General features: G+C 73.0%; 18 protein-coding genes. 4 read left to right on the plus strand and 14 right to left on the minus strand.

Annotated features, from left to right (window positions below; translation table 11 throughout):
• Positions 1-22: 22 nt before the first annotated feature.
• The 4 genes from ACZ53N_RS17135 to purD form a co-directional block, all read right to left on the minus strand.
• Positions 23-922 (minus strand): phosphoribosylaminoimidazolesuccinocarboxamide synthase, encoded by a 900-nt coding sequence (locus ACZ53N_RS17135; protein WP_469141651.1) that lies wholly within the window; start codon positions 920-922, stop codon positions 23-25.
• 80 nt (positions 923-1,002) lie between these two features.
• On the minus strand, positions 1,003-2,481 hold the full coding sequence (locus ACZ53N_RS17140) for a N,N-dimethylformamidase beta subunit family domain-containing protein (RefSeq protein ID WP_469141652.1): 1,479 nt from the start codon (positions 2,479-2,481) through the stop codon (positions 1,003-1,005).
• A gap of 270 nt (positions 2,482-2,751) precedes the next feature.
• The gene (locus tag ACZ53N_RS17145) at positions 2,752-4,404 is read right to left on the minus strand and encodes a hypothetical protein (RefSeq protein ID WP_469141653.1); all 1,653 of its coding nucleotides are present in this window, start codon (positions 4,402-4,404) and stop codon (positions 2,752-2,754) included.
• 341 nt (positions 4,405-4,745) lie between these two features.
• Entirely contained in the window at positions 4,746-6,005 is a 1,260-nt protein-coding gene (gene purD, locus ACZ53N_RS17150; RefSeq protein ID WP_469141654.1) for a phosphoribosylamine--glycine ligase, read from the minus strand.
• Between the two features lie 580 nt (positions 6,006-6,585).
• Between purD and ACZ53N_RS17155 the strand changes: the two genes are divergently transcribed.
• Positions 6,586-7,302: an SLATT domain-containing protein gene (locus ACZ53N_RS17155; protein ID WP_130878835.1), complete on the plus strand. Its 717-nt coding sequence runs from the start codon at positions 6,586-6,588 to the stop codon at positions 7,300-7,302.
• Between the two features lie 307 nt (positions 7,303-7,609).
• Here ACZ53N_RS17155 and ACZ53N_RS17160 read toward each other — a convergent pair whose 3' ends face one another.
• The 4 genes from ACZ53N_RS17160 to ACZ53N_RS17175 all read right to left on the minus strand — a co-directional run bounded on the left by ACZ53N_RS17160 (position 7,610) and on the right by ACZ53N_RS17175 (position 13,321).
• Positions 7,610-8,260 carry a hypothetical protein gene (locus tag ACZ53N_RS17160; RefSeq protein WP_469141655.1) on the minus strand — a complete coding sequence of 217 codons (651 nt, stop codon included), beginning with the start codon at positions 8,258-8,260 and terminating at the stop codon, positions 7,610-7,612.
• A gap of 151 nt (positions 8,261-8,411) precedes the next feature.
• Entirely contained in the window at positions 8,412-11,042 is a 2,631-nt protein-coding gene (locus tag ACZ53N_RS17165; protein WP_469141656.1) for a glycosyltransferase, read from the minus strand.
• 104 nt (positions 11,043-11,146) lie between these two features.
• Positions 11,147-11,818 carry a GntR family transcriptional regulator gene (locus ACZ53N_RS17170; protein ID WP_469141657.1) on the minus strand — a complete coding sequence of 224 codons (672 nt, stop codon included), beginning with the start codon at positions 11,816-11,818 and terminating at the stop codon, positions 11,147-11,149.
• Positions 11,819-11,965: 147 nt separating this feature from the next.
• Positions 11,966-13,321: an aminotransferase class III-fold pyridoxal phosphate-dependent enzyme gene (locus tag ACZ53N_RS17175; protein ID WP_469141658.1), complete on the minus strand. Its 1,356-nt coding sequence runs from the start codon at positions 13,319-13,321 to the stop codon at positions 11,966-11,968.
• A gap of 380 nt (positions 13,322-13,701) precedes the next feature.
• Between ACZ53N_RS17175 and ACZ53N_RS17180 the strand changes: the two genes are divergently transcribed.
• Together ACZ53N_RS17180 and ACZ53N_RS17185 are read left to right on the plus strand one after the other, a co-directional pair.
• Positions 13,702-13,905 carry a cold-shock protein gene (locus ACZ53N_RS17180; protein WP_356458284.1) on the plus strand — a complete coding sequence of 68 codons (204 nt, stop codon included), beginning with the start codon at positions 13,702-13,704 and terminating at the stop codon, positions 13,903-13,905.
• A 173-nt stretch (positions 13,906-14,078) separates the two neighbouring features.
• Entirely contained in the window at positions 14,079-15,809 is a 1,731-nt protein-coding gene (locus ACZ53N_RS17185) for a serine/threonine-protein kinase (protein ID WP_469141659.1), read from the plus strand.
• A gap of 133 nt (positions 15,810-15,942) precedes the next feature.
• Here ACZ53N_RS17185 and ACZ53N_RS17190 read toward each other — a convergent pair whose 3' ends face one another.
• Complete coding sequence (locus tag ACZ53N_RS17190; RefSeq protein ID WP_130878736.1) at positions 15,943-17,229, minus strand: adenylosuccinate synthase; 1,287 nt, start codon at positions 17,227-17,229, stop codon at positions 15,943-15,945.
• Between the two features lie 211 nt (positions 17,230-17,440).
• Here ACZ53N_RS17190 and ACZ53N_RS17195 point away from each other — a divergent pair, with 211 nt between their 5' ends.
• Positions 17,441-18,376 (plus strand): diacylglycerol kinase family protein, encoded by a 936-nt coding sequence (locus ACZ53N_RS17195; protein ID WP_469141660.1) that lies wholly within the window; start codon positions 17,441-17,443, stop codon positions 18,374-18,376.
• A gap of 7 nt (positions 18,377-18,383) precedes the next feature.
• On the opposite strand, the gene ACZ53N_RS17200 is transcribed toward ACZ53N_RS17195, so the two are convergent.
• From ACZ53N_RS17200 to ACZ53N_RS17220, 5 genes are all read right to left on the minus strand, one after another.
• A complete protein-coding gene (locus ACZ53N_RS17200; RefSeq protein ID WP_130878734.1) occupies positions 18,384-19,043 on the minus strand; it encodes a response regulator in 660 nt (219 codons plus the stop codon).
• Positions 19,040-20,326, minus strand: coding sequence for a sensor histidine kinase (locus ACZ53N_RS17205; protein ID WP_469141746.1), 1,287 nt, complete (start codon positions 20,324-20,326; stop codon positions 19,040-19,042). The genes ACZ53N_RS17200 and ACZ53N_RS17205 overlap by 4 nt, the downstream gene beginning before the upstream one ends.
• Before the next feature lie 124 nt (positions 20,327-20,450).
• Positions 20,451-21,329: an alpha/beta hydrolase fold domain-containing protein gene (locus ACZ53N_RS17210; protein ID WP_469141661.1), complete on the minus strand. Its 879-nt coding sequence runs from the start codon at positions 21,327-21,329 to the stop codon at positions 20,451-20,453.
• On the minus strand, positions 21,326-22,543 hold the full coding sequence (gene kynU, locus ACZ53N_RS17215; protein WP_469141662.1) for a kynureninase: 1,218 nt from the start codon (positions 22,541-22,543) through the stop codon (positions 21,326-21,328). The genes ACZ53N_RS17210 and kynU overlap by 4 nt, the downstream gene beginning before the upstream one ends.
• Positions 22,536-23,387: a tryptophan 2,3-dioxygenase family protein gene (locus tag ACZ53N_RS17220; RefSeq protein ID WP_469141747.1), complete on the minus strand. Its 852-nt coding sequence runs from the start codon at positions 23,385-23,387 to the stop codon at positions 22,536-22,538. The genes kynU and ACZ53N_RS17220 overlap by 8 nt, the downstream gene beginning before the upstream one ends.
• Between the last annotated feature and the right edge of the window lie 232 nt (positions 23,388-23,619).

The raw sequence follows: 23,619 nt of genomic DNA on the forward strand, positions 1-23,619 counted from the left end.
TGAGGACACCGCCGCGCAGGTCCTAGCCCCAGCTCATTCCCGTCAGGCGTTCGTAGGCCTCCACGTACTTCGCCCGCGTCCGCTCGACGATGTCCTGCGGCAGCTCCGGCGGCGGCAGTTCGCTCCTGCGGTCCCAGCCGGAGGCCGGGGACGACAGCCAGTCGCGGACGAACTGTTTGTCGAAGGACGCCTGCGGGCGGCCCGGCTGCCATTCGTCGGCGGGCCAGAAGCGGGACGAGTCCGGGGTCAGCACCTCGTCGGCGAGGACCAGCTCCTCGTCCGCGAAGCCGAACTCGAACTTCGTGTCGGCCAGGATGATGCCCCGGTCGCGGGCGATGTCGCGGGCGCGGCCGTAGACGGCGAGGGTGGTCTGGCGGAGCTGGGCGGCGGTCTCCGCGCTCACCTGCCGGGCCACTTCCTCGTAGCTGACGTTCTCGTCGTGCTCGCCGACGGCGGCCTTCGTGGCCGGGGTGAAGATCGGGGAGGGCAGCTCGGAGCCGTCGACCAGGCCCTCGGGGAGGGCCAGGCCGCAGACCGTACGGGTCTGCTCGTACTCCGCGAGGCCGGAGCCGGTCAGATAGCCGCGGGCCACGCACTCGACCGGGACCATGTCCAGCGAGCGGCAGACCAGGGTGCGCCCCGCCCAGTCGGCGGGGGCGCCGGCGGGCGGCTCGGCGGACAGGACGTGGTGCGGGACGAGGTCGGTGAGCCGGTCGAACCACCACAGGGAGAGCTGGGTGAGAATCCGGCCCTTGTCGGGGATCTCGGTGGGCAGCACCCAGTCGTAGGCGGACATCCGGTCGGTGGCGACCATGACCAGATCGCCGTTCTCATCGCGGTAGAGGTCGCGGACCTTGCCCGTGTGCACGTGCACGAGACCGGGTACCTCGACCGGTTCGGGCTTCTCTACGAATCCGGACACGCGTCCTCCTGGTGGTTTGTCCAAGCACCACGATTCTGCCGTACGCCGCGGTCGGGGGCTGTTACGGGTCAGGGTGCGGGTCAGTCGCGCTTGCAGATGCGGTCCAGGAGATTGGCCGTGGCCCGCTGGATCCGGGTGTCCACATGGCCCGGCCGGTCCAGGGCCGGGGACCAGGCGAAGGTGCCCGCCGCGAAGACCAGGGCGCCGCTGGGGGCGCGGTAGAGGGAGGTCTCCTGGTGCCGCTTGGTGCCCTCGGCGTCCGCGTACGGGGAGTGCGAGAGCAGGATGCGGCGGGTGTGCTCGGGCAGGGCCGTCCGGGGGTAGTAGCGGTCGGCCTCGCCCGCGACGAGGCCGGGCAGCTCGTCGCCCTCGCCCGCGCCCGTGGCGTCCCACAGCCAGTGGTCGGCGTTGCGGACGACCATCGGGGCGGGCTCGGGCACCCGGCCCGCGTACTGGATGCCCAGCAGTTGCTGCTCGGGCTGGCCGATGTCGCGCCACCGGGCGGCCCGGCCGGGGCCGCGGCGTTTGCGGCAGGTCAGCAGCCGGTCGGGGCCCGCCGGGGAGGGGGACAGCTCGGACTGCCAGTACATGGTGTTGGCGGAGAGGAACACCAGTGATGTGCCGGTGTCGCGGGCCCGCTCGGCGGCGCCGCGCATGCCGGTCGTCCAGTACTCGTCGTGGCCGGGGAAGACCAGGCCGCGGTAGCGGGAGGGGTCGATCCGGCCCGCGTGCAGATCGCGGGTGTCGGCGTAGGCGAGGTCGTAGCCGTACCGCTCGGCCCAGCGGATGAAGTCGTAGGCGTGGCCCACGTGCAGCGGCAGGCCCGCGCCGGCGAAGGGGCGGTCGAAGGAGACGGTGGTCGCCGCCTCGCTCTCGCCCAGCAGTCGGCCCTCCTCGTCCCAGGCGTGGTAGAGGCTGGCGCCGGTGCGCCCGTCCTCGGGGTAGAGGTTGTAGGCCTGCCAGGTGATGTCGGGGAGGACGAGCAGCAGGTCGGCGGGGTGGTTGTCGCGCACGACGAAGGGGATGTGGCTGCGGTAGCCGTCGGCGGTGGTCAGCACCGCCACATACGCGCCGAGACTCCAGTACGTGGGGATCTGGAGCCGCCAGGACAGCCACCAGTGGTGGCAGGAGACCGTGCGGTCGACGGTCAGCGGGGGCGGCTGGACGATGCCCGACAGCCGGGGACTGGTGGTGATCTTCGAGGCGCCGTCGCCCGCGTAGTGGCCGATGCGGTAGACGTCCACGCCGAACTGCTGCGGCGGATCGACGGTGATGCGGAAGTCCAGGGCCTCGCCGGGGGCGACGGCGCCGGTGGAGGTGAAGCCCTTGATCTGGCGCCGGACGTCGTCGGCGCTGCGCGGGCCCGCGTGCCGGGGCGCGGGCACTCGGCCGCCGGCCGGGGCGGGCACCGGGTCCACGTACCACGGGACGATCCGGCCGGTGCCGTCGAAGTAGAACTCGCCGCCACGCAGCCAGGGCAGCGGGCCCTGGCCGAAGGGGTCCGCGACGCCGTGCGCGAGTGCCCCGGACTCCCAGCGGCGGATCTGGTCCATCCCCATGTGCGCTCCCTCCCCTGCGCCCCCGACGCGTACAGGTCGTCGCTGTCCGGTTCGTCGCCGCCCGGGCACGTGGGAGACGGCTCGGGCCCGGCCGGTCGGGGTCTCCGTACGGCCGGACAAGGGCTCCACGCGGACGGTTGCCCGGGGCAGCGAACCCCAGCACATCACATAACGCGCCCGGCTCGTCACTGGTCGTCGTGAAATTCCCCGGAAAGCGCCGGGCCGAACACTCACGCAGCGTCACGGTGGGCGGCTCCGGTGGAGCCCGCGTCACACCAGACGGACGGGCTTCTCGGGGCGGACCCCGACCTCCCCGAGCCACGCACGCAGGGGCTCGCCGTCGCCGTCCTCGATCAGGCTCAGCACGGAATGGGCCAGGTCGGCGCGGCGCACCCCGCCGACGAGCAGGGCGGGGCCGTCCAGCCAGTCGAGACCGGGGAGGGCACCCGCGGTGTCCACGGCGGCGCAGCACACCATGGCCGTCACATGGTCGGTGAGCAGCTCTCTGCCGCTGCGTGGTGGTTGCAGGGGGAACAGCGGCGCGAGGCCGTCGACCCAGGGGTCGCCCGCGGCGGTGAACGCGCCCCTGTCGCCGGCGCCCTCCTCCCGGGCGGCCTCGCGGGCCACCTCGGCGCTGAGGCGGGCCTCCAGCTGCTCGCCGGTCCCGGCGCGGGCGGGGCCGGCCAGCCGGTCGAGGACGCGGGCCACGGTGGGGGCGGCGGCCGGGCCGGGCCGGACGCCCGGCACGGCGCCGGTGGCGGGGATGTCGTCGAGGACGCGGTGCAGCCGGGCGGCCTCCAGCCGCCAGGTGCGGTCCACGACCTCCTCGGGGTACTGGCTCCAGGCGACCGGTGACCAGGCGGGGCCGGTCTCGGGCGGGCCGCCGTGGAAGAGGCGGGCGGCCAGCAGGGAGGCGGCCTCGTCGATGACGCCGGGTTCCTCCAGCAGATCGCAGGCGGGCCGCTCGCCCAGCCGGGAGGTGAAGCCCTCCGCGAGGCGGTCGCGGCGGGAGAGCTCGGTGAGCGCGGAGACCACGCCCGCGTCGAGCCGGGAGGGCCAGCGGCCCATCCGCCAGGCGGGCAGCGCCACGCGGTTCAGCAGCCGGTCCCAGCCGGCGTAGGCGAGGCCGACCTGCTCCTGGGCGACGATGCGCAGACCGTAGTCGACGGTCTGGGAGCGCTCGGAGGCGGCGGCGGCCACACCGCGCTCCATCTCGGCGGCGTGGTCCCGGCAGGAGCGCAGCAGCGTCCGGGCGACCCAGCCGACGAGGGCGAGGGCGGGACGGGCCGCGGCGACCGCCACGGCCGCGTCCAGGCCCCGCACGAAGCGGCGGGCCGCGGCTATGTCGGGGTTGGCGGACGGGCCGGTGCCCGCGACGACGGGCGCGAGCAGCGCGCGCAGCTCGGCGACGCGCATCCACCACAGGAACGGCGAGCCGATCACCAGGACGGGCGTGGCGCCTGAGCGCCGCCGGGCGAGCGGCCGCTCGCGCGGCGCGTCGTGCGCGGGGTGCGTGCGGTCCTCGAGCCAGCTGTCGCAGTCGGGCGTCAGGGCTATCGCGGAGGGGGCGGGGACGTCGAGCCGCTCGGCGAGGTCACGGACCAGGCGGTAGAGGTCGGGGGCCGTCTCCTCCGGGATGGGCACGGTGGGGCTGAGGGCGGGGCGCGCCCGGACGACCACGAGGGTGACGACCACGGCCAGCAGCAGCACCAGGGCCGCGGCGCCGGTCAGCGCCCAGCGGGCCGTGTCCCAGCCGCCCCCGTCGGGGAAGCGGCCCATGGCGGTGCCCGCCAGCAGCACGACGGCGGCCGCCGTCGGCAGCAGGGCGACGGCCAGCGCGGTGCTGCGGATGCGCAGCACGGCGAGGGCTCGGGCGCGCGCGGCTTGCGCGCCTGCTTCGGGACCTGCCACGAGACCGTTCACCCCCTTGCTTCCCTTGGTGTGTGCTGCCGAGGAGTGCGACAGCGGGCCCAACGCCCTTCCGCGTTGCCTACCCCCACTGTGGCACCGGGTGCTGACATCGCAATGCCGGTGGGCCAGTTGCCGGACGTGCGGCAGCTTGCTTGCGCCGCACCCTAGTTGGGGGCGCCGCGCCCGTCAGCCGGTTGGGCAAGTGGTCACTCGATGGAATGGCTTTGGGTAAAGCTGCCCCCGAAACGCACATCCGTACGGACGGGTAATGACATCGGGGGTCCCCCGCCGAGGCGGGGGACCCCCGATGTCATGACGAATCGGTCAGTCCGGCTGAATCGGCCAGTCCCGGCTCAGGCGGACGCGGCCTTCGCCGCGATGTCGGTGCGGTGGTGCGAACCGTCCAGCCGGATCCGGGAGACCAGCTCGTACGCGCGCTCGCGGGCGGTCGCCAGGTCGGCGCCGGTCGCGGTCACGGACAGCACCCGGCCGCCGGCGCTGACCACGCGGCCGTCGGCGCCCCGCGCGGTGCCCGCGTGGAGCACGTAGGCCTTCTGCGCGTCCTTCTCGGAGGCACCCGCCTCGGGCAGGCCCTCGATGACGTCGCCCGTGCGCGGGGTGCCCGGGTAGTTGTGGGAGGCGATGACGACGGTGACGGCGGCGCCGTCGCTCCAGCGCAGCGGCGGCTCGGCGGCCAGGTTGCCGGTGGAGGCGTTGAGCAGGACACTCGCCAGCGGCGTCTTGAGGCGGGCGAGGACGACCTGCGTCTCGGGGTCACCGAAGCGGGCGTTGAACTCGATGACCCGCACACCGCGCGAGGTGATCGCGAGCCCGGCGTAGAGCAGCCCGGAGAACGGCGTGCCCCGGCGGCGCAGCTCGTCGACAGTGGGCCGCAGCACGGTCTCCATGACCTCGTCGACCAGCTTCGGGTCGGCCCATGGGAGCGGGGAGTAGGCGCCCATGCCGCCGGTGTTCGGGCCTTCGTCGCCGTCGAGCGCCCGCTTGAAGTCCTGGGCGGGCGACAGCGGCAGGACCGTCTCGCCGTCGGTGATGGCGAAGAGGGAGACCTCCGGGCCGTCGAGGAACTCCTCGATGACCACCCGTTCGCACGCCAGGGCGTGCTCGCGGGCGACGGCGAGGTCACTGGTGACGACGACGCCCTTGCCGGCGGCGAGGCCGTCGTCCTTGACGACGTACGGGGCGCCGAACGCGTCGAGGGCCTCGTCGATCTCGGCGGGCGTGGTGCAGACGTAGGCGCGGGCCGTGGGGACGCCCGCGGCTGCCATGACGTCCTTGGCGAACGCCTTGGACCCCTCCAGCTGCGCGGCCTGCGCGGACGGGCCGAAGGCGGGGATACCGCGTTCGCGGACGGCGTCGGCGACGCCCGCGACGAGCGGGGCCTCCGGGCCGACGACGACGAGGTCCGCGCGCAGCGAGGCGGCGAGCTCCGCGACGGCCGCGCCGTCGAGGGCGTCCACCGCGTGCAACTCGGCGACCTCGGCGATCCCGGCGTTGCCGGGGGCGCAGTGCAGCGCGGTGACGTCGGGATCGAGGGAGAGTGAGCGGCACAGGGCGTGTTCGCGGGCGCCGCCGCCGATGACGAGGACCTTCACACCGGTCACCCTATTGCCTAGCCGGACGATCACTGGCGGCGCGGTCCGCTTGGACAGCGCGTCTCGCCTGGCCGGCGGGTTCTCGACTGCGAACCCGTCTGTGCCGCCTACGGCGGCGAGCGCCTCTCGCCTGGCCGGCGGATCCTCGACTACCGGCCCGTCTGTGCCGCCTGCGGCGGCGAGCGCCTCTCGCCTGGCCGGCGGATCCTCGACTACCGGCCCGTCTGTGCCGCCTACGGCGGCGAGCGCCCTGCGGGCGCGTCCTCAAGCGCCGGACGGGCTGGTTTCGGCTGAGGCCAGCCACATCCAGCCCGTCCGGCGCTTGAGGACACCGCCGCGCAGCGGAGGTGCGACCCGACACGGCCGCCCGGACGTAAGTCGACTTGGCGCTAGGTCGCTGTCACGACAGCCCACGGCATGCACTCTTTCGGGTGAGTGCCGCGAGGGCCCTATACCGGATTCCGCTGCACCTTCGGCCGGAAAAGCCTGGATCTTGCCTCCAAGGCCAACCGTTCGGCGGTAGGAAGGGGGTTGCGACCACGCAGCGGCGAGAGGGAGTGCACGGGTGAGCCAGCCGGAGATGCAGCCCGAGGGGCCCCCTCGAGAGCTCGGCGGGAGGGACCGGGGCGATCTCAGAGGCCGGACCTTCCCGCTCGGCAACTGGGGGGAACCCGCGGAGCGGCTCGATGAGCTCTACCGCTGGGTGGAGGACGGCGCGCTGTATCTGGCCGACTGGTATCTGGCCGACCGCGCCTGGAAGCGCCGCTGGGCCCGGGGACTGCGGGTCAGCGCCGCGCTGTGCGCGGTGGTGGGTGCCGCCTTACCCCTGTTGGAGCTGACGAAGGTGGTGCGCACCGGTTCCGCCTGGGGTTTCCTGGCGCTGCTCGGCGCCGCCGCCTGTGTCGCCTGCGACCGCTATTTCGGGCTGACGACGGGCTGGATGCGGGCGGTGGCCACGGCCCAGGCCGTGCAGCGCAGGCTGGAGGCGTTGCAGTTCGACTGGGCGTCGGAGTGCGTGCGCGAGGTGCTCGGCCCGACCGAGGGCACGGCCAGTGAGGCCGCCGAGCGGTGTCTGAGCGTGCTGCGGCGCTTCTCCGAGGATGTCTCGGAGCTGGTGCGGGCGGAGACCGCGGACTGGATGGTGGAGTTCCGTGCCGGGCCGGCGCCGCTGCTGACGCAGTCGCTGGTGTCCTGGGGGCCGCGGTCGGAGGGCGGCGCCACGGTCACCCGGTTCCCGATGCCTCCGGGCAGCCGGCCGAACATGCCCCGCCAGCGCCCGCCGGAGTCGCCCCGCTAGGACGTGTCCGACGGATCTTCGGCTGCGGGCCCGTCGTTGCCGCCTCTCGCCTGGCCGGCGGGTCCTCGACCACGGGCCCGTCCTACCGCCTGCGGCGGCGAGCGCCCTGCGGGCGCGTCCTCAAACGCCGGACGGGCTGGTTTTGGCTGGGCCCAGCACAGCAGCCCGTCCGGCGTTTGAGGACACCGCACAGCAGCCCGTCCGGCGTTTGAGGACACCGCACAGCAGCCTGTCCGGCGTTTGAGGACACCGCCGCGCAGCGGAGGTGCGCCCCCGTGATCCGCCGGACAGGCAAAGGGCGGCCCGTTCAGCTGAAGACGATCATCGACCCCTGGCCCAGGCTCCGCGTCGCCGCGGCGTGCAGCCCGAGCCAGACGTGCCGCTCGCGCGCGAAGGGGCTGTCATCGTGCGGACCCGGCGCGGCGGGCTCCTCCAGCCCCGTGGGGTGGTCCGGCGCGGCGGGCGCGGCGGGCGGGTTGGCCGGATCTATCCCCAGGACCGGTGCCACGGCGTGCAGTTCGCGCAGCAGGCCGTGGCTGGAGCCCAAGGGGCCGCCGCCTTCGAGGAGTTCGTCGTTGAACAACGGGTGGGTGAAGTCCACCGGCACGTAAGCCCCCGCGTGGTCGTAGTGCCAGACCAGGTGCGACTGCTGGGCCGTGGTCTCGAACATCTCCAGCAACTGCTCGTAGTCACCCCCGAGTTCGTCGACGGGGGTGACGGCGAGGCCGCACAGGTTCAGCAGATGGGCGCGGCGCAGGAAGTGCAGCGCGTCGTAGTCGAAGCCCGCGACCGGGGCCACGTCCCCGGACAGGCCCGGCATATAGCCGAAGACGGGCACCGGCGGCAGCCCGGCCTCGCCGAGCGCCTTGTCGTACGCGGCGATCTCCTCGGCGAAGGGGTTGTCCGGGCTGTGGCACAGCACATCGACGAGGGGGACAAGCCAGAGGTCACAGGCCACGTGAACTCACTCTCGTTCGCGTTGATGCGATGGTCGGGCCAGAGTAGTGCCGCTCGGCCGTCTGTTACACAGTCCGGGAGACAACGATCCGCCGTCTCCCGGACTTCGTCCGGCCGTCAGCCGCGCTGCACGGTGTCCGGGCCCCGGCGGCTCACCTGTCGTCGCGCACGTCCCACACCCAGGTGTCGCCGATCCGCTTCGGCTCCTCGCCGGTCAGCCGTGTCACGGCCGTGCGCAGCGGCAGCACGTTGTCCTGCGGGGCGAGGACCAGGGCGTCCGCGCGCCAGAAGCCGAGGTCGGCGCGGAAGTCACGGCGCTCCCGGTCACCGAGCGCCGGGACCTTGCCGGTCTCGCGGATCTTGCGGAGCAGTTCGGCGGTGGCGCGGGGCTCGGGCCCGTAGATGCCGATGCGGTCCGGGCCCCAGGGGCCGTTGAAGTAGCCGCCGGGGAAGGCGAAGCCGAGGTCGGCGTCCACCTGCCAGTGCAGGGCGGCGGTGTCGGAGGGGGTCGGCACGGGGACGGGTACCAGCGAATGGCCGGGGCGTACGTACGTGCGCCAGGTGCCGTCGGCGAGGAACGTGGGGGTCGGGGCGCGTTCGACGGTCCGGTACGGGGTGGGCAGCAGCGGCAGCAGCGCCACCGCGAGGGCCGCCCAGCCGAGCAGCCGGTGCGTGGTCTCGCGCTCGCTGCGCAGCCGGGTGACGGCCAGCCGGTCGCAGCCGAGGGCGAGCAGGATGCCGATGGCGGGCACGGCGACCATGGCCACCCGGGACTCGATGACCGACTCGAAGAGCGGCAGCCGCGCCAGCACCCGCCAGGGGCCGGGCAGCGTCCGGTCGGTGCCGAGCAGCGGGATGTTCTGACCGAGCGAGAGGACGACGGCGCCCAGCGCGGTCCCGCCCAGGGCGAGTACACGCGGCTGGTTGCGCAGGTGAACGACGAGGGCGACGGTGAGGGCGACGAGGGGCCAGCCGAAGAACGCGTTCTCCTCGGTCCGGTTCAGCGACAGCGACGCGGCCACCTTCTCGTCACCGGCCATCGAGCGCGTGGCGAATTCCAGCAGCGCCATCGGGTGGTTGCCGACCTGGCCGTGCAGCACGCTGTGATAGCTCTGCGTGCCGAAGAACTGCCAGCTCAGCGGGTAGATCAGCAGGGGTATGCAGACGAGGGCGGCGATCCCGAGGCCGCGCAGCAGGGGCCTCGCGACGGCCTTCGCCACGTCCGGGGAGGCGATGGCGTAGCCGACGGCGAAGAGCACGAGGCCGCACACGGCCAGCAGCAGCGCCTCCTCACCGAGGAACACCTGGTAGGTGAGGAACAGCCCGAGGAGCACCGCGTCCCGCGTAGTGCGTTTGCCCTCGCACAGCCGCAGCAGCCGGTCGATGATCAGCGGGAACATGAAGAAGACGATGAAGTTGGGGTGCGCGTTGCCGTGCGAGATCATCGGCGGCGCGAAGGCGCAGAAGGCTCCGCCGAGCGCGGCCGCCCAGCGGGAGCGCACGAAGCGCTTGGCGATCAGCCAGTACCAGGCGATGGCGGTCGCGGCGAGCCCGCCCGTCAGCACGATCGCCCAGGTCACATGCGCGCCGAAGGCCAGGGTGACGGGCGCGAGGGGGGCGGAGAGGCCCAGCATGGTGGTGTTCGCCATGAGGTTCACACCGAGGGGGAAGTTCTGCAGATCGGTGAAGAAGGGGTTGTGGAGGTTCGCCACGTTGTCGGCGGTGACGGCGAAGAACCATTCCCACTGTGTCTGGTCCGAGCCGGAGTCCGCCAGATAGCCGCTGCCGAGATGGCCCCACAGGCCGCCGTAGAGCACGAAGGCGAAGAAGAGATAGAGCGCGGGGACGACGATCTGCACCGGGCGGACCGCGCGCCAGCGCAGCCGTACGAGGTCGGCGAGGACGGTCGGATAGGCCAGCGGCCGGACCTTGGAGCCGGGCTGGTGCGCCCAGCGGACGGGGACCTCCGCGACCGGCCAGCCCCGCTCGTGGAAGTGGCGCAGGATCTCGACGTCGTAGCTCCAGCCGTCCAGCCGGGAGCGGGTGAAGGCGGCCCGGACCTTGTCGCCGTCGAAGAGCTTGAAGCCGCACTGGGTGTCCCGTATGCCGGGCACCGCGGTGGCCCGGATCAGCCGGGCGCCCGCCCCGCCGAGGAGCTCGCGCAGCGCGTGCTGGCGCACGGCGATCCGGGAGCCGGGCAGCGCGCGGGAGCCCACGGCGGCCGTGGCGCCCTCGTCGAGGCGGTGCTGGAGGAGGTCCAGGTCCTCGATGGGGGTGGCCAGGTCGGCGTCGGTGACCAGCACGCGGTTGCCACGCGAGGCGAGCACGCCGGTGCGTACGGCGTGGCCCTTGCCGCGGTTGGCGGGGGTGCGGAGGTGGCGGATGCGCGCCTCGGTGGACGCGGCCTTCTCGATGACCTCGGCGGTGGCGTCCGTCGAGCCGTCGTCGACGACGATCAGCTCCCAGCGGACGCGGCGGCCGGGCCCGGTGGTGAGGGTGTCGAGGTGGGTGCGGATCGCCTCCAGGCTGGGGGCGAGCCGGGCTTCCTCGTTGTACGCCGGGACGATCACCGAGAGGTCGACGGGCGGGGCGCCGGTCGGCTGGGCCGGGATGGCGCGGGGGCCGGGCTGCGTGGCGGCCTGCGTGATCGGCGACGCGGCGGGCTGTGTGCCGGCCTGCCCGGCGGGCTGTGTGGCGGACGACATACCCGGGGACCCGTCCGGGGGCGCGTCCGGGCCGGATTCCATGGGGCCGGACGCGTCCGACGGCTGAGTCTTTGACATCGCGAGACCTGTGTCCTCAGACGGTTGCAGGGTGCAAGTTCGGCGTTATCTTCATTCCGGATCCTGTTCCGTTTGTGGCTGGTCCCGGTCGAGCGCCTTCGACCTTATTCGGTCAGCTGCTCGATCAGGCTCAGGGAATGCGCGTTGTACGCCGCTATGAGCCGTTGGGCCTCCGCCACGTCCCGGCCGGTGACGGCCGCCACCAGCTCGCCGTGGCCCTGCCACAACCGGCCTCGCAGCTCCGGCAGCCGGCGCAGCAGCGGCACCGTGAAGATCCAGCCCTGCACCCGGACGCGGTCCAGGAAGTCCGAGATGTACGGGTTGCCGACGAGGCAGCACAGCTCCCGCCAGAACCGCAGGTCGTAGCCGATGAGGATGTCGAGGTCCCCGGCCGCGGCCGCCCGCCCGGCCTCCTCCGCCCGGCGCCGCACCGAGGCCAGCGCCTCGGGCGTCGCGGAGTCCACCGCCTGCTGGGCGGAGTGCCGGAAGATGCCCTCGATGATCAGCGTGCGCGCCTCGATCATGTCGCGGAAGTCGGCGTACGTGAACTCGCGCACCCGGTAGCCCCGGTGCAGCTCCACGTCGAGCAGCCCCTGGGAGCAGAGGTCGAGCAGCGCCTCGCGGACCGGGGTCGCCGAGACGCCGTACTGCTCGGCTATCTCCTTGACGGTGAACTGCCGTCCGGCCGGGAGCCGGCCCGCGATCACCTCGTCGCGCAGGGCGTCGGCGATCTGTGAGCGCAGCGTCGTCCGTTTGACAGCATCGCTGCCGGGCATCGTGTCCGTTTCCCCTTCCCTGACCGCGCGCCCGCGTGCGAACGGCCCTCGCAACAAGATAGGCGAGGGCCGTCGCGGAACGTACGAATGTGCGCGCGGGAAGGACGAACGGTACACACCGGTGACCATCGGGATCAGACGGCGCCCTCAGTCCGTGTGGGTATCGGCCACGGTGAGTGCCTCGTCCAGAATCGCGAGTCCTTCCCGCGCCTCGGCCTCGGTGAGGGTGCACGGCGGGACGACATGGGTGCGGTTCATGTTCACGAACGGCCACAGGCCCGACTTCTTGCAGGCCGCGGCGAAGGCGTTCATGGGGGCCGCCGCCTCGCCCGCCGCGTTGTAGGGCACCAGCGGTTCCCGGGTGGCGCGGTCCTTGACCAGCTCCAGCGCCCAGAAGACGCCCATGCCGCGCACCTCGCCGACGCTTCGGTGGCGCTCGGCGAGCGCGCGCAGCCCGGGGCCGAGGACGTGCTCCCCGAGGTGGGCCGCGTTCTCCACGATGCCTTCCTCGGCCATCGCGTTGATCGTGGCGACGGCGGAGGCGCAGGCGAGCGGGTGGCCGGAGTAGGTGAGCCCGCCGGGGTAGGGGCGGCGGTCGAAGGTGGCGGCGATCTCGGCGGAGATCGCGACGCCGCCGAGCGGGACGTAGCCGGAGTTGACGCCCTTGGCGAAGGTCAGCAGGTCGGGGGTGACGCCGAAGTGGTCGGCGGCGAACCAGCGGCCCGTCCGCCCGAAGCCCGACATGACCTCGTCCAGGATGAAGACGATGCCGTGGCGGTCGCAGAGCTCCCGCACGCCCGCGAGATAGCCGGCGGGCGGCACGAGGATGCCCGCGGTGCCGACGATGCTCTCCAGGATGATCGCCGCGATGGTCGGGGGGCCCTCGAAGACGATGGTGTCCTCCAGGTGCGCGAGGGCCCGCGCGCACTCCTCGTCCTCGCTCGTCGCGTGGAAGGGCGAGCGGTAGAGGTACGGGCCCCAGAAGTGCACGACGCCCGCCGAGGCCGTGTCGGACGGCCAGCGGCGCGGGTCGCCGGTCAGATTGATCGCCGTGGCGGTCGCCCCATGGTACGAGCGGTAGGCGCTCAGCAGCTTGGGACGGCCGGTGTGCAGCCGGGCCATCCGGACGGCGTTCTCGACCGCCTCGGCGCCCCCGTTGGTGAAGAAGATCTTGTCGAGGTCGCCGGGGGTGCGCCCGGCGACCAGTCGCGCGGCCTCGGACCGTACGTCCACGGCGAAGCCCGGCGCGATCGTGCACAGCCGCCCCGCCTGCTCCTGGATCGCGGCGACGACCTTGGGGTGCTGGTGGCCGATGTTGGTGTTGACGAGCTGGGAGGAGAAGTCGAGGTAGCGGTTTCCGTCGTGGTCCCAGAAGTACGCGCCCTCGGCACCGGCCACGGTCGGCGGGTCGATGAGGCCCTGCGCGGACCAGGAGTGGAAGACGTGCGCGCGGTCGGCGGCCTTGACCGCGGCGCCGGCGGAGGGGTCGGGGAGAGTGCTCACGCTGATTGCCTCACAGAGGTGGGGACGCGGGGGCCGCCAGCGTAGAAAGCGCGGCACGGCGGCGGATACCGGCACTGTGTAGGGCTCTCGGGCCGCCCGTGGACATACTGCCGGGTTGCGGACACCGGCCGTTCGACCCGCGTTCACCGGTCCGCCGCGACGCACGGGAATTGCTCTTACGGAAATCCCCTGCGGCGGCCGGGGGCGTGCTACGGTCCTTTCCAGTTGCAGTTTTGGTACCCATATAACGTGTGCGCCTGACGGTCTGTGACCTCAGGCGCTCTGTTGTTTACGGCCATAGGCCCGGACGGGGACATCAACGCGACACGGAATTGCGTACCGTGCGGAATTCCGGCACCGGGATCTATAAGGAGATCGTCGTGGCTAACGGCACCGTGAAGTGGTTCAACTCGGAAAAGGGCTTCGGCTTCATCGAGCAGGAGGGTGGCGGCCCGGACGTGTTCGCCCACTACTCGAACATCGCCACCCAGGGCTTCCGTGAGCTGCAGGAGGGCCAGAAGGTCTCCTTCGACGTCACGCAGGGCCAGAAGGGCCCGCAGGCGGAGAACATCGTCCCCGCCTGATCCCAGGCAGGACCGGGGCCGGGGCCCGCACTTTCACGGTGCGGGCCCCGGCTCTTTGGTGTCCGGCTATTCTCCCGCGAGGGCTGCGTGCGGCAGTCTCGAAGCAAGGGCCTCGGCTGGGCGCCCCGGACGACACCGGGGGGCCATCGGGGGAACCGGGGGAAGGCGACATCATGGACAGTCTGCAACCAGAAGATCCACACAGTCTCGGCGCGTACCGGCTGCTTGGCCGACTGGGCGCGGGCGGCATGGGCCGGGTCTATCTGGCCCGCTCGGACCGGGGGCGTACGGTCGCGGTCAAGCTGGTCCAGCGGGAGCTGGCCGGCCAGGAGGAGTTCCGCAGGCGCTTCCGTCAGGAGGTGCGGTCGGCCCGGCAGGTCGGCGGCGAGTGGACCGCGCCGGTCCTCGACGCGGACACCGAGGCGGACATCCCGTGGGTCGCCACCGGCTACATCGCCGGGCCGTCGCTGCGGCAGGTCGTCGACCGCGACTACGGGCCGCTGCCCGAGCGGACCGTCCGCATCCTCGGCGCCGGGCTCGCGCGCGCCCTCCAGGCCGTCCACGCCGCCGGCATCGTCCACCGCGACCTCAAGCCGTCGAACGTCCTGATCACCCTGGACGGGCCGCGCGTCATCGACTTCGGCATCGCCCGCGCCCTGGAGACGGTCACCGACAGCAACCTCACCCGCACCGGCGCGGCCGTCGGCTCGCCCGGCTTCATGTCGCCCGAGCAGGTGCGCGGCGCCAAGGTCACGGCCGCGAGCGACGTCTTCTGCCTCGGCGCGGTGCTGGCCTACGCCGCGACCGGCCGCATGCCCTTCGGCACGGCGGACAGCGGCGTCCACGCCCTGCTCTACCGCATCGCGCAGGAGGAGCCGGATCTCACCGATGTGCCGGAGCCGCTGCGTCCGCTGATAGCCGACTTCCTCGCCAAGGACCCCGCCGACCGCCCCACGCCCGAGGAGGCCCTGGAGCGTACGGGCGTACGGGACCTGCTGACGGACCTGCGCTCGGCGGAGCCCTGGCTGCCCGGCGGCCTCGTCGCCCAGCTGGGGCGGCACGCGGTACGGCTGCTCGACGTCGAGGACCCCGCCGCCGCGAACCCGCTGACCCAGGTGGACCCGCGCCCCGACGGGCGTCCGGTGGACCTGCCGACCATGACCGCCGGACCGGCCGCGCAACCGCTGCCCCCGGCCGTCCCCACCCCGCCCGTCCCCTCCGGCTCACCCGTTCACACTCACCCGCACCCGGGCCCGTACGGCCCCGGCCCGTACGACTCCGGGGTCCACACCACGCCGCCCCCGCCCGAGCGGCGCCGGTCCGTGGCGCCCTTCGTGCTGGCGGCGGTCGTGACCGCCGGGCTGCTCGCGGGCGGCGGGACCGTGTACCTGCTGAACCGGGACACGAAAGACGAGGGGCGCAGCGGCCCCGGCCCGGTCACCTCGCCGACCACGACGCCCGGCACCGCGGGCCCGGCGTCCGGCCCCTCGGCGTCGGCCGGCGCCTCGACGCCCGGCCAGGCCAAGGCCAGCCCCGCCGCCGGCCCGGTCCCCCAGGCGTTCATCGGCACCTGGGAGTCCGACTTCCAGACGGCCGGCGGCGCCAACACCCGCCGGATCGTCCTGCAGCAGGGGCCCGTCGGCACCACAGTGGCCGACATCAGCGGCCACGGCACGAACGAGTACGGCACCGTCTACCGCTGCGCGTGGGTCGCCGACCTGGGCGCGGCCCCAACCTCCGGTGGCTCGGTGCGGCTCGGCCCGTCCCGGGTCACCGTCGCCGAGCCCACCACGTCCTGCCAGCCGGGCGAGGCCACCGAGCTGACCCTGCTCCCCGACGGCAGCCTGCGCCGGATGTTCATCGGAACGGACAAGGAACCGCTGATCTACACGAAGCGGAGCTGACGGCACAACGCGAAGCGCCCCGGTGGCGGACCACCGGGGCGCTGTCACAGCGAAGGCCGTGTCCGACAGGCCGCGTCTGACGCGGCCTGCGTCACGAGCCGTGCGTCACGAGCCGTGCCTTACGAGCCGTGCCTTACGAGAGGAACGAGTTGATCTCGATCGTCTCGGTGCGGCCCGGGCCGACGCCGATCGCGGAGATCGGCGCGCCGGACATCTCCTCCAGCGCCTTCACGTAGGCCTGCGCGTTCTTCGGCAGGTCGGCGAAGGTCTTGGCCTTGGTGATGTCCTCGGACCAGCCCGGCAGCATTTCGTAGATCGGCTTCGCGTGGTGGAAGTCGCTCTGGCTGTAGGGCAGCTCCTCGACGCGCTTGCCGTCGATCTCGTACGCGACGCAGACCGGGATCTGCTCCCAGCCCGTCAGCACGTCGAGCTTGGTGAGGAAGAAGTCCGTCAGACCGTTGACGCGGGTCGCGTAGCGGGCGATGACCGCGTCGAACCAGCCACAGCGGCGGTCACGGCCGGTGGTCACACCGCGCTCGCCACCGATGGTCCGCAGCGCCTCGCCGTCCTTGTCGAACAGCTCGGTCGGGAACGGGCCGGCGCCGACGCGCGTGGTGTACGCCTTGAGGATGCCGATCACCCGGCTGATCTTCGTGGGGCCGACGCCGGCGCCCGTGCAGGCGCCGCCCGCGGTCGGGTTCGACGAGGTCACGAAGGGGTACGTGCCGTGGTCGACGTCGAGCAGCGTGCCCTGGCCGCCCTCGAAGAGGACGACCTTGCCCTCGTCGATGGCGTTGTTCAGGATCAGCGTCGTGTCGGCCACGTACGGCTTGATCTGCTCGGCGTAGGTGAGCAGCTCCTCGACGATCGCGCCGGCCTCGATGGCCCGGCGGTTGTAGAGCTTCGCGAGGATCTGGTTCTTGAAGTCGAGGGCAGCCTCGACCTTCTGGGTCAGGATCGACTCGTCGTAGAGGTCCTGGACCCGGATGCCGACGCGGTTGATCTTGTCCGCGTAGGTCGGGCCGATACCGCGGCCCGTGGTGCCGATCTTCCGCGAGCCGAGGAAGCGTTCCGTCACCTTGTCGACGGTCGTGTGGTACGGCGTGATCAGATGCGCGTTACCGCTGAGCAGCAGCTTGGACGTGTCCACGCCGCGCTCGTTGAGTCCGCTCAGCTCGGAGAGCAGGACCGCCGGGTCGACGACGACACCGTTGCCGATCACCGGGGTACACCCCGGCGAGAGGATTCCGGAGGGGAGGAGATGCAGCGCGTATTTCTGGTCGCCTACGACGACCGTGTGGCCGGCGTTGTTGCCACCTTGGTAGCGCACCACATAGTCCACGGATCCACCGAGGAGGTCGGTGGCCTTTCCCTTGCCCTCGTCACCCCACTGAGCACCGAGCAGCACAAGTGCGGGCACAGGCGTACACCCCTTCCGGGCGGGGCATGTCCAACGTGCGTGGTGGCGTAATCCCGCCTTGTGCGGGGGTGCACCATCGCTAGAGCCGTCGAACCGGTGCCCCGGATAGACGAAGCCCCTGGCGCAACAGCGACAGGGGCTCTTGCACCGAGAGATTACCTGAGGAAGGACCGAGGTGTCGGCTCCAGACCCGTCCGGGCAGCCTCTGCTCGTGATCATCGACCCGGTCGCACGGCGCGCGGACGGCGAGTCCGTGCGGATCGCGAGGGATGTTCTGTGCGCCGGGGCGGTGGCGAAAATCTGTCTCACGGACGGCCCCGAGGACGTTTCCAGAGCTCTGGCGCGGCGTGGCCGGCGTCCCGTCGTGATCGGCGACGACCGCGCGCTGCTGCGGGTCGTGGGCCTGCTGCACCGGCGTCGGGAATTGGCCGAATCCGCTCTGTCGATGGTCCCGGTCGGCGCGCCGCACACGGTCGCGCTGGCGCACGCGCTCGGCGTGCCGCGCGGCCCCGTGGCGGCCGCCCGGGCGGTGCTGGACGGCGCGCCGCACCCGCTGGACCTGCTGGTCGACGACAGCGACGGGGTGGTGCTGGGCGAGGTGTGCGTGCCGGACGCGTACGTACCGGGAGCGGCCCCGTACACGGCCGGGGTGGTCGGCGACGGGCCGCTGGGCCCACGGCGCCCGGACGGCGGGCCGGAGGGCCTGGACGGGCCGGCCGGGCCGGTGGGGCCCGACGGCCCCGGTGGGCCTGCCTGGTCCCGGCGGCAGGCCCTGACGGCGGGCGGGCACCAGAGCTGGTGGTCTCCGGCCGCGCGGACCGCCCGGACGGCCCTGGCGCTGCTCGCGGGCCCCGCCGCGCGCCATTCGCTGCCCTCCTGCACCCGGCTGCGGGTGGAGGCGGACGGGGTGCTGCTGGCGGATCTGGACCAGCCCGTCGAGCGGGTGAGGGTGTCGGTCGTGGACGGCCTCGCGGAGGTCGTGGTCCACCACCGCTCCTCGGCCCGCCCGGTACGGGCCCGGGCCCGCGCGGTCACGGTCTCCGGGCCGGACTTCCGCTACCGCGCCGACGAGGTGGGCGCGGGCCCGGTCCGCAGCCGCACCTGGACGGTCCGGCCGGGGGCGTGGCGGCTGACGCTGCCGTGTTGAACGGGGTTCACCCGCCCGGCGTCACCAGGCCCGCCTCGTAGGCGAAGACCGCCGCCTGGGTACGGTCGCGCAGCCCCAGCTTCACCAGGATCCGGCTGACGTGCGTCTTGACGGTGGACTCGGCGACGACGAGCCGGGTGGCGATCTCGGAGTTGGAGCGGCCCTGGGCGACCAGGACCAAGACCTCGGTCTCCCGCTCGGTGAGATCGGCGATCCGCTCCTGGCTGGGCGGCTTGGGCGTGCCGAGGCGGGAGAACTCCTGGATGAGCCGCTTGGTGACCGTGGGCGCGAGGAGCGCCTCTCCGTCGGCGACGACGCGCACGCCGTCGGCGAGCTGCCGGGCGGAGGCGTCCTTGAGCAGGAAGCCGCTGGCTCCGGCCCGCAGCGCCTGGTAGACGTATTCGTCGAGGTCGAAGGTGGTGAGCACCAGCACCTTCGCCCCCTCGTCGGCGGCGACGATCTCGCGGGTCGCCTCCAGTCCGTTGAGCACGGGCATGCGGATGTCCATCAGGACGACGTCGGGGCGCAGCGCCGCGACCTGCTCGACGGCCTGCCGGCCGTCCACGGCCTCGCCGACGACCTCGATGTCGGGCTGGGCGTTCAGCAGGACGGAGAAGCCCTCGCGGACCATCATCTGGTCGTCCACGATCAGCACACGGATGGTCATGCCGCTGCCTCGCCGACCGCGACGGGGAGGAAGGCGGCGATCTCGTAGCCGCCCTCGTCGGTGGTCTCCGCCGTCATCTCGCCGCCGAGCATGGTGACGCGTTCGCGCATGCCGAGCACCCCGTGCCCGGCGCCCGGGGAGGGTTTGGCGAGCCGGTTCGGCGGGCCGTTGACGACCCGCAGGCCGAGGCCGCCGAGGACGTAGGAGATCTCCACTCGCGCGTGCGCGCCGGGCGCGTGGCGCAGCACGTTGCTGAGCGCCTCCTGGACGATGCGGTACGCGGACAGCTCCACGCCCTGCGGCAGGGGCCGCACCGAGCCCGTCGTGACCCGTTCGACGTCCAGCCCGGCCGAGCGGACGTTGTCGAGCAGCCCGTCCAGGGCCGCGAGGGTGGGCTGCGGGGCCTCGGGGTCGGCGAAGGCGTCGGGGTTCTCGGACCGTACGACGCCGAGCACGCGGCGTAGTTCGGTGAGCGCGGCGACGGCGTTCTCCCGGATCGTCTGGAACGCGGCGGCCAGCTCGGGCGGGGTGTCCTGGACCCGGTAGGGGGCGGCCTCGGCCTGGATGGCGACGACGGACATGTGGTGCGCGACCACGTCGTGCAGCTCGCGGGCGATGGTCGTGCGCTCCTCCAGCACCGTCCGCCGGGACCGCTCGACCTCGGTGACGGCCGCCTGGGCGACGACCTGCTGCTTGGTCTCGCGCAGCCCGCGCACGGCGAGGACGACGAAGAGCACGATCCCGGAGAGGACCATCATCTGGAACATGTCGGAGACGAAGTAGGCCTCGCCGTAGGGGCGGACCGCCCGCAGGAACACGGCGAAGAAGAGCCCCAGCGCACCGGTGAGCAGCCACATCTCGGCCGCGGTCCGCGGGCGCGTCCGCAGCGCCACGACCAGCATCACGGCGAGGTGGGAGAAGTATCCGCCCGGGGACCACGGACCGAAGCCGTACGTGCCCAGGAACACCCCGGCGAAGGCCATCGAGCCGATCGACAGCCACCACGCGCCGACCGGCCGGAAGAGGGTCATGACCATCGGCACGCCGACCATCAGCGCGATGAAGAGACCGAAGAGGCCGCCCTCGCGTTCGGCGGTCCCCATCATGACGACGAAGGCGAAGCCGACGAGCGTCGCGTGCGGGAACCACCGCGTCCAGCGCGCGGCACGCCGCGGCAGCCTGCGGACCAGGACGTGGTCCGCGGCGAGCGGCGGCAGCGGGCGGAAGGCGAAGGCATCGGTGAAGAGGTCCTCGCGGAGCCCGCTCAGGGCGCCTTTCGCCATCCGCAGCTCATTGCGCGGGGTGCTCTCATAGGTGTCGGTCACGTCAACAACCGTAGGCAAGGGGTTCGCGGAAAGCGTCCGCATGGATGCGGATCTGTGGAGGTCCGTCTCAAGTACTACGCGGCTACGGCACGGCTGTGACGTGCGGTTGTCCGGTGAGAGCCGCCACCAGCGCCGCGCACGCGGCTGTGCCGGGAGTCACAGGCGCGAAGTGACCGACACCACCGAGGGCACGGACCTCGGCCACCCCGGCCGCCGCGCGGGCCGCGGCGGCGTAGCGGTGGGAGAGCTCGACGGGCACGACGAGGTCCGCGGTCCCGTGCAGGAGCGTCACGGGCGCGCGGGCGGGCAGGCACCGCACGGGGTCGATGTCCCGCCCGTCGCCCCCGCCGAGCAGTTCCTCGACGATGCCCTCGCCGAGCCGAAGCTCCCGGGCCCGCTCCAGGTCCGTGACGGCCGCCACGGCGACGACCCCGTCCACGGCCGGGGCGGCGGCGGCCGGCCCGGACGCGGACGCCGCCCAGAGGGCGAGGTGGCCGCCCGCCGAGTGGCCGGCGAGCAGATGCCGGCCGGCGGGCCCTTCCAGCGCCTCCAGGGTCTCCAGGGCCCGCAGGACGTCGTCGAAGGTCTGCGGACTGCCGCCGCCCCCGCCGAGCCGGCGGTACTCCACGAGCGCCACGTCCACGCCGTGCCGGGTCAGCTCGGCGGCCAACGGCGAGAGGTGCCACCGGTCGTAGGTCTCGCGCCAGAAACCGCCGTGAAGGAGCGTCAGCCGGATACCCGTCGGCCGGGCCGCCGCGTAACGGGCGATCACCTGGCTGGGGTGGTCGCCGTACGCGACGGTGCCGTCCGGCGGTACGTCGGGAAGGGCGCACAGCGCGGCGTACTCGATGTCGTCGAGGTCCTCGGTCACTGCGTCCTCGGCCACGGCGTCCTCGGTCACGGCGTCCTCGGCCAGGGCGTCCTCGGTCACGGCGTCCTCGGCCAGGGCGTCCTCGGTCACGGGCCCGGGACCTCGGCCAGCACCTCGGCGAGCACCCGCGCCGCCCGCTCCGCGTCGGCGAAGGAGGTGTAGAGCGGGGTGAAGCCGAAGCGCAGGACGTCCGGGCGGCGGAAGTCGCCGACGATGCCGCGACGGACGAGGTCGGCCATCACCTCGCCCGCGTCGGGGCAGCGCAGCGACACCTGGCTGCCGCGTTCGCCGTGCGGGGTGGGGGTGAGGCACTCCAGGCGGCCCTTCGGCACGTGCTCCTCGACGCGGCGCAGGAAGAAGTCCGTGAGCGCGAGGCTCTTGGCCCGTACGGCCTCGATGCTCACGTCGTCCCATACGTCCAGGGCCGCTTCGAGGGCGAGGAGGGACAGGATGTCGGGCGTGCCGACCCGGCCCCGGGCGGCGCCCTCGGCGGGGGCGTAGGCGGGTGCCATGGCGAAGGGGTCGGCGTGGGAGTTCCAGCCGGGCAGCGGCGAGTCGAAGCGGCCCTGCATCTCACGCCGCACATACAGGTACGCGGGTGAACCGGGACCGCCGTTGAGGTACTTGTACGTGCAGCCGACGGCGAAGTCCACGCCGTGCGCGTCGAGCCCGACGGGCAGCGCGCCCGCACTGTGGCACAGGTCCCAGACGACGAGCGCCCCGGCCGCGTGCGCGGCGGCCGTCGTACCGGGCAGGTCGTGCAGGCGGCCGGTGCGGTAGTCGACGTGGTTGACGAGCGCGACGGCGGTGCGCGGGCCGAAGGCGGCGGGCAGGTCGCCCGCCGCGACGGGCCGCAGCGTACGGCCCGTCAGCCGGGCCGCGGACTCGGCGATATAGCCGTCGGTGGGGAACGTCGCCTCGTCCACGAGGATCTCGTCGCGCTCCTCACCGGCCGTGCGGACGGCGGCGACGACGGCCTTGAAGACGTTGACGCTCGTCGAGTCGCCCACGACGACCTGCCCGGGTGCGGCCCCGACGAGCCGGCCGATCCGGTCCCCGACCCGCTCGGGCGCGGTCCACCACCCGGACTCGTCCCAGGAGCGGATGCGCAGCCGCCCCCATTCGCGCTCGACGACGTCGGCGAGCCGGCCGGCGACGGCGCGGGGCAGGGCGCCGAGGGAGTTCCCGTCGAGGTAGGCGCCCTCGGCGAGGTCGTCGAGGGCGAACGCGGCGCGCTTGCCGCGGAGTCCGTCGGCGGCGTCGAGGGCGGTGGCGTCGCTCGTCATCGCGTCGAGGTCAGACATGGCTGCGCGCCGTCCACAGCTCGGGGAAGACGTTCTTCGTCGCGCGGCGCTCCAGCCAGGCCACCCCCGCCGAACCGCCCGTTCCCACCTTCGAGCCCATGGCCCGCCGGGTGGCGACGAGGTGGTCGTTGCGCCAGCGCCAGACCAGCTCCGCCACCTCGGTCAGGGCCTCGCCCAGCCGGCAGGCCTCGCTGTTCTGGTCGCCCGCGTAGACGCGCTGCCAGACCTCCTCGACCGCCGGGTCGGGGACGTACCGCTCGGAGACGTCACGGTCGTGGACGCTGTCGGGTACCGCGTGACCGAGCCGCCCGAGGTAACGCAGCACCTCGTCGTACAGGCTCGGCTCGTGCAGCGCCTTCTCCAGCTCGGCGTGCACCCGCGGCGTGCCCTGGTGCGGCACCAGCATGGACGCGGACTTGTCCCCGAGCAGGAACTCCAGCCGGCGGTACATCGCGGACTGAAAGCCCGAGCCGTCGCCGAGCGCGGCGCGGAAGCCGTTGAACTGGGCCGGTGTCAGGTGCGCGAGCGGCTCCCAGGAGGCGTTGAGCGATTCCAGCTCGTACGTGGAGCGCTTGAGCGCGGCCATCGCGGTCGGCAGGTCGTCCTCGCGCAGCGCCTTCGCGGCGGTCTCCCACTCGTGCACGATGACCGTGAACCACAGCTCCATGACCTGCGTGGTGACGAGGAAGACCATCTCGCCGGGGTCGTCGGAGAGCGTCTTCTGGAGGTGGGTGAGAACGGACGCCCGGACGTAGTCCTCGTACGGGGTGGACCCCTCGAAGTCGAGATTCGGGGCCGCCGGGGGCTCCGGCTCGATTCCGTTGCCATGGCCCTGCGGGGCCATGCCCTGCGGGGCTTGGGGGCGGGACGGTTGCGGCTGCGACATCGCTGTCTCCTCGGCTGGGGGTACCCCCAGGCCGTTCAGGCTCTGGGGGAGTACTCCGGGTAGCGGTCCGCCCCTTCCTGTCGGCATCGGAGCCCCGGTCCCCTGCGCGCATCATGCGTCGCGGGTGCGGTTCCCTGCAAGGGGTGGCGTTGTGGGGTTGCGGTGCGGTGTCGCTGCGCGGGGCTGTGTC

This window comes from Streptomyces sp. NPDC033229, assembly GCF_055576875.1.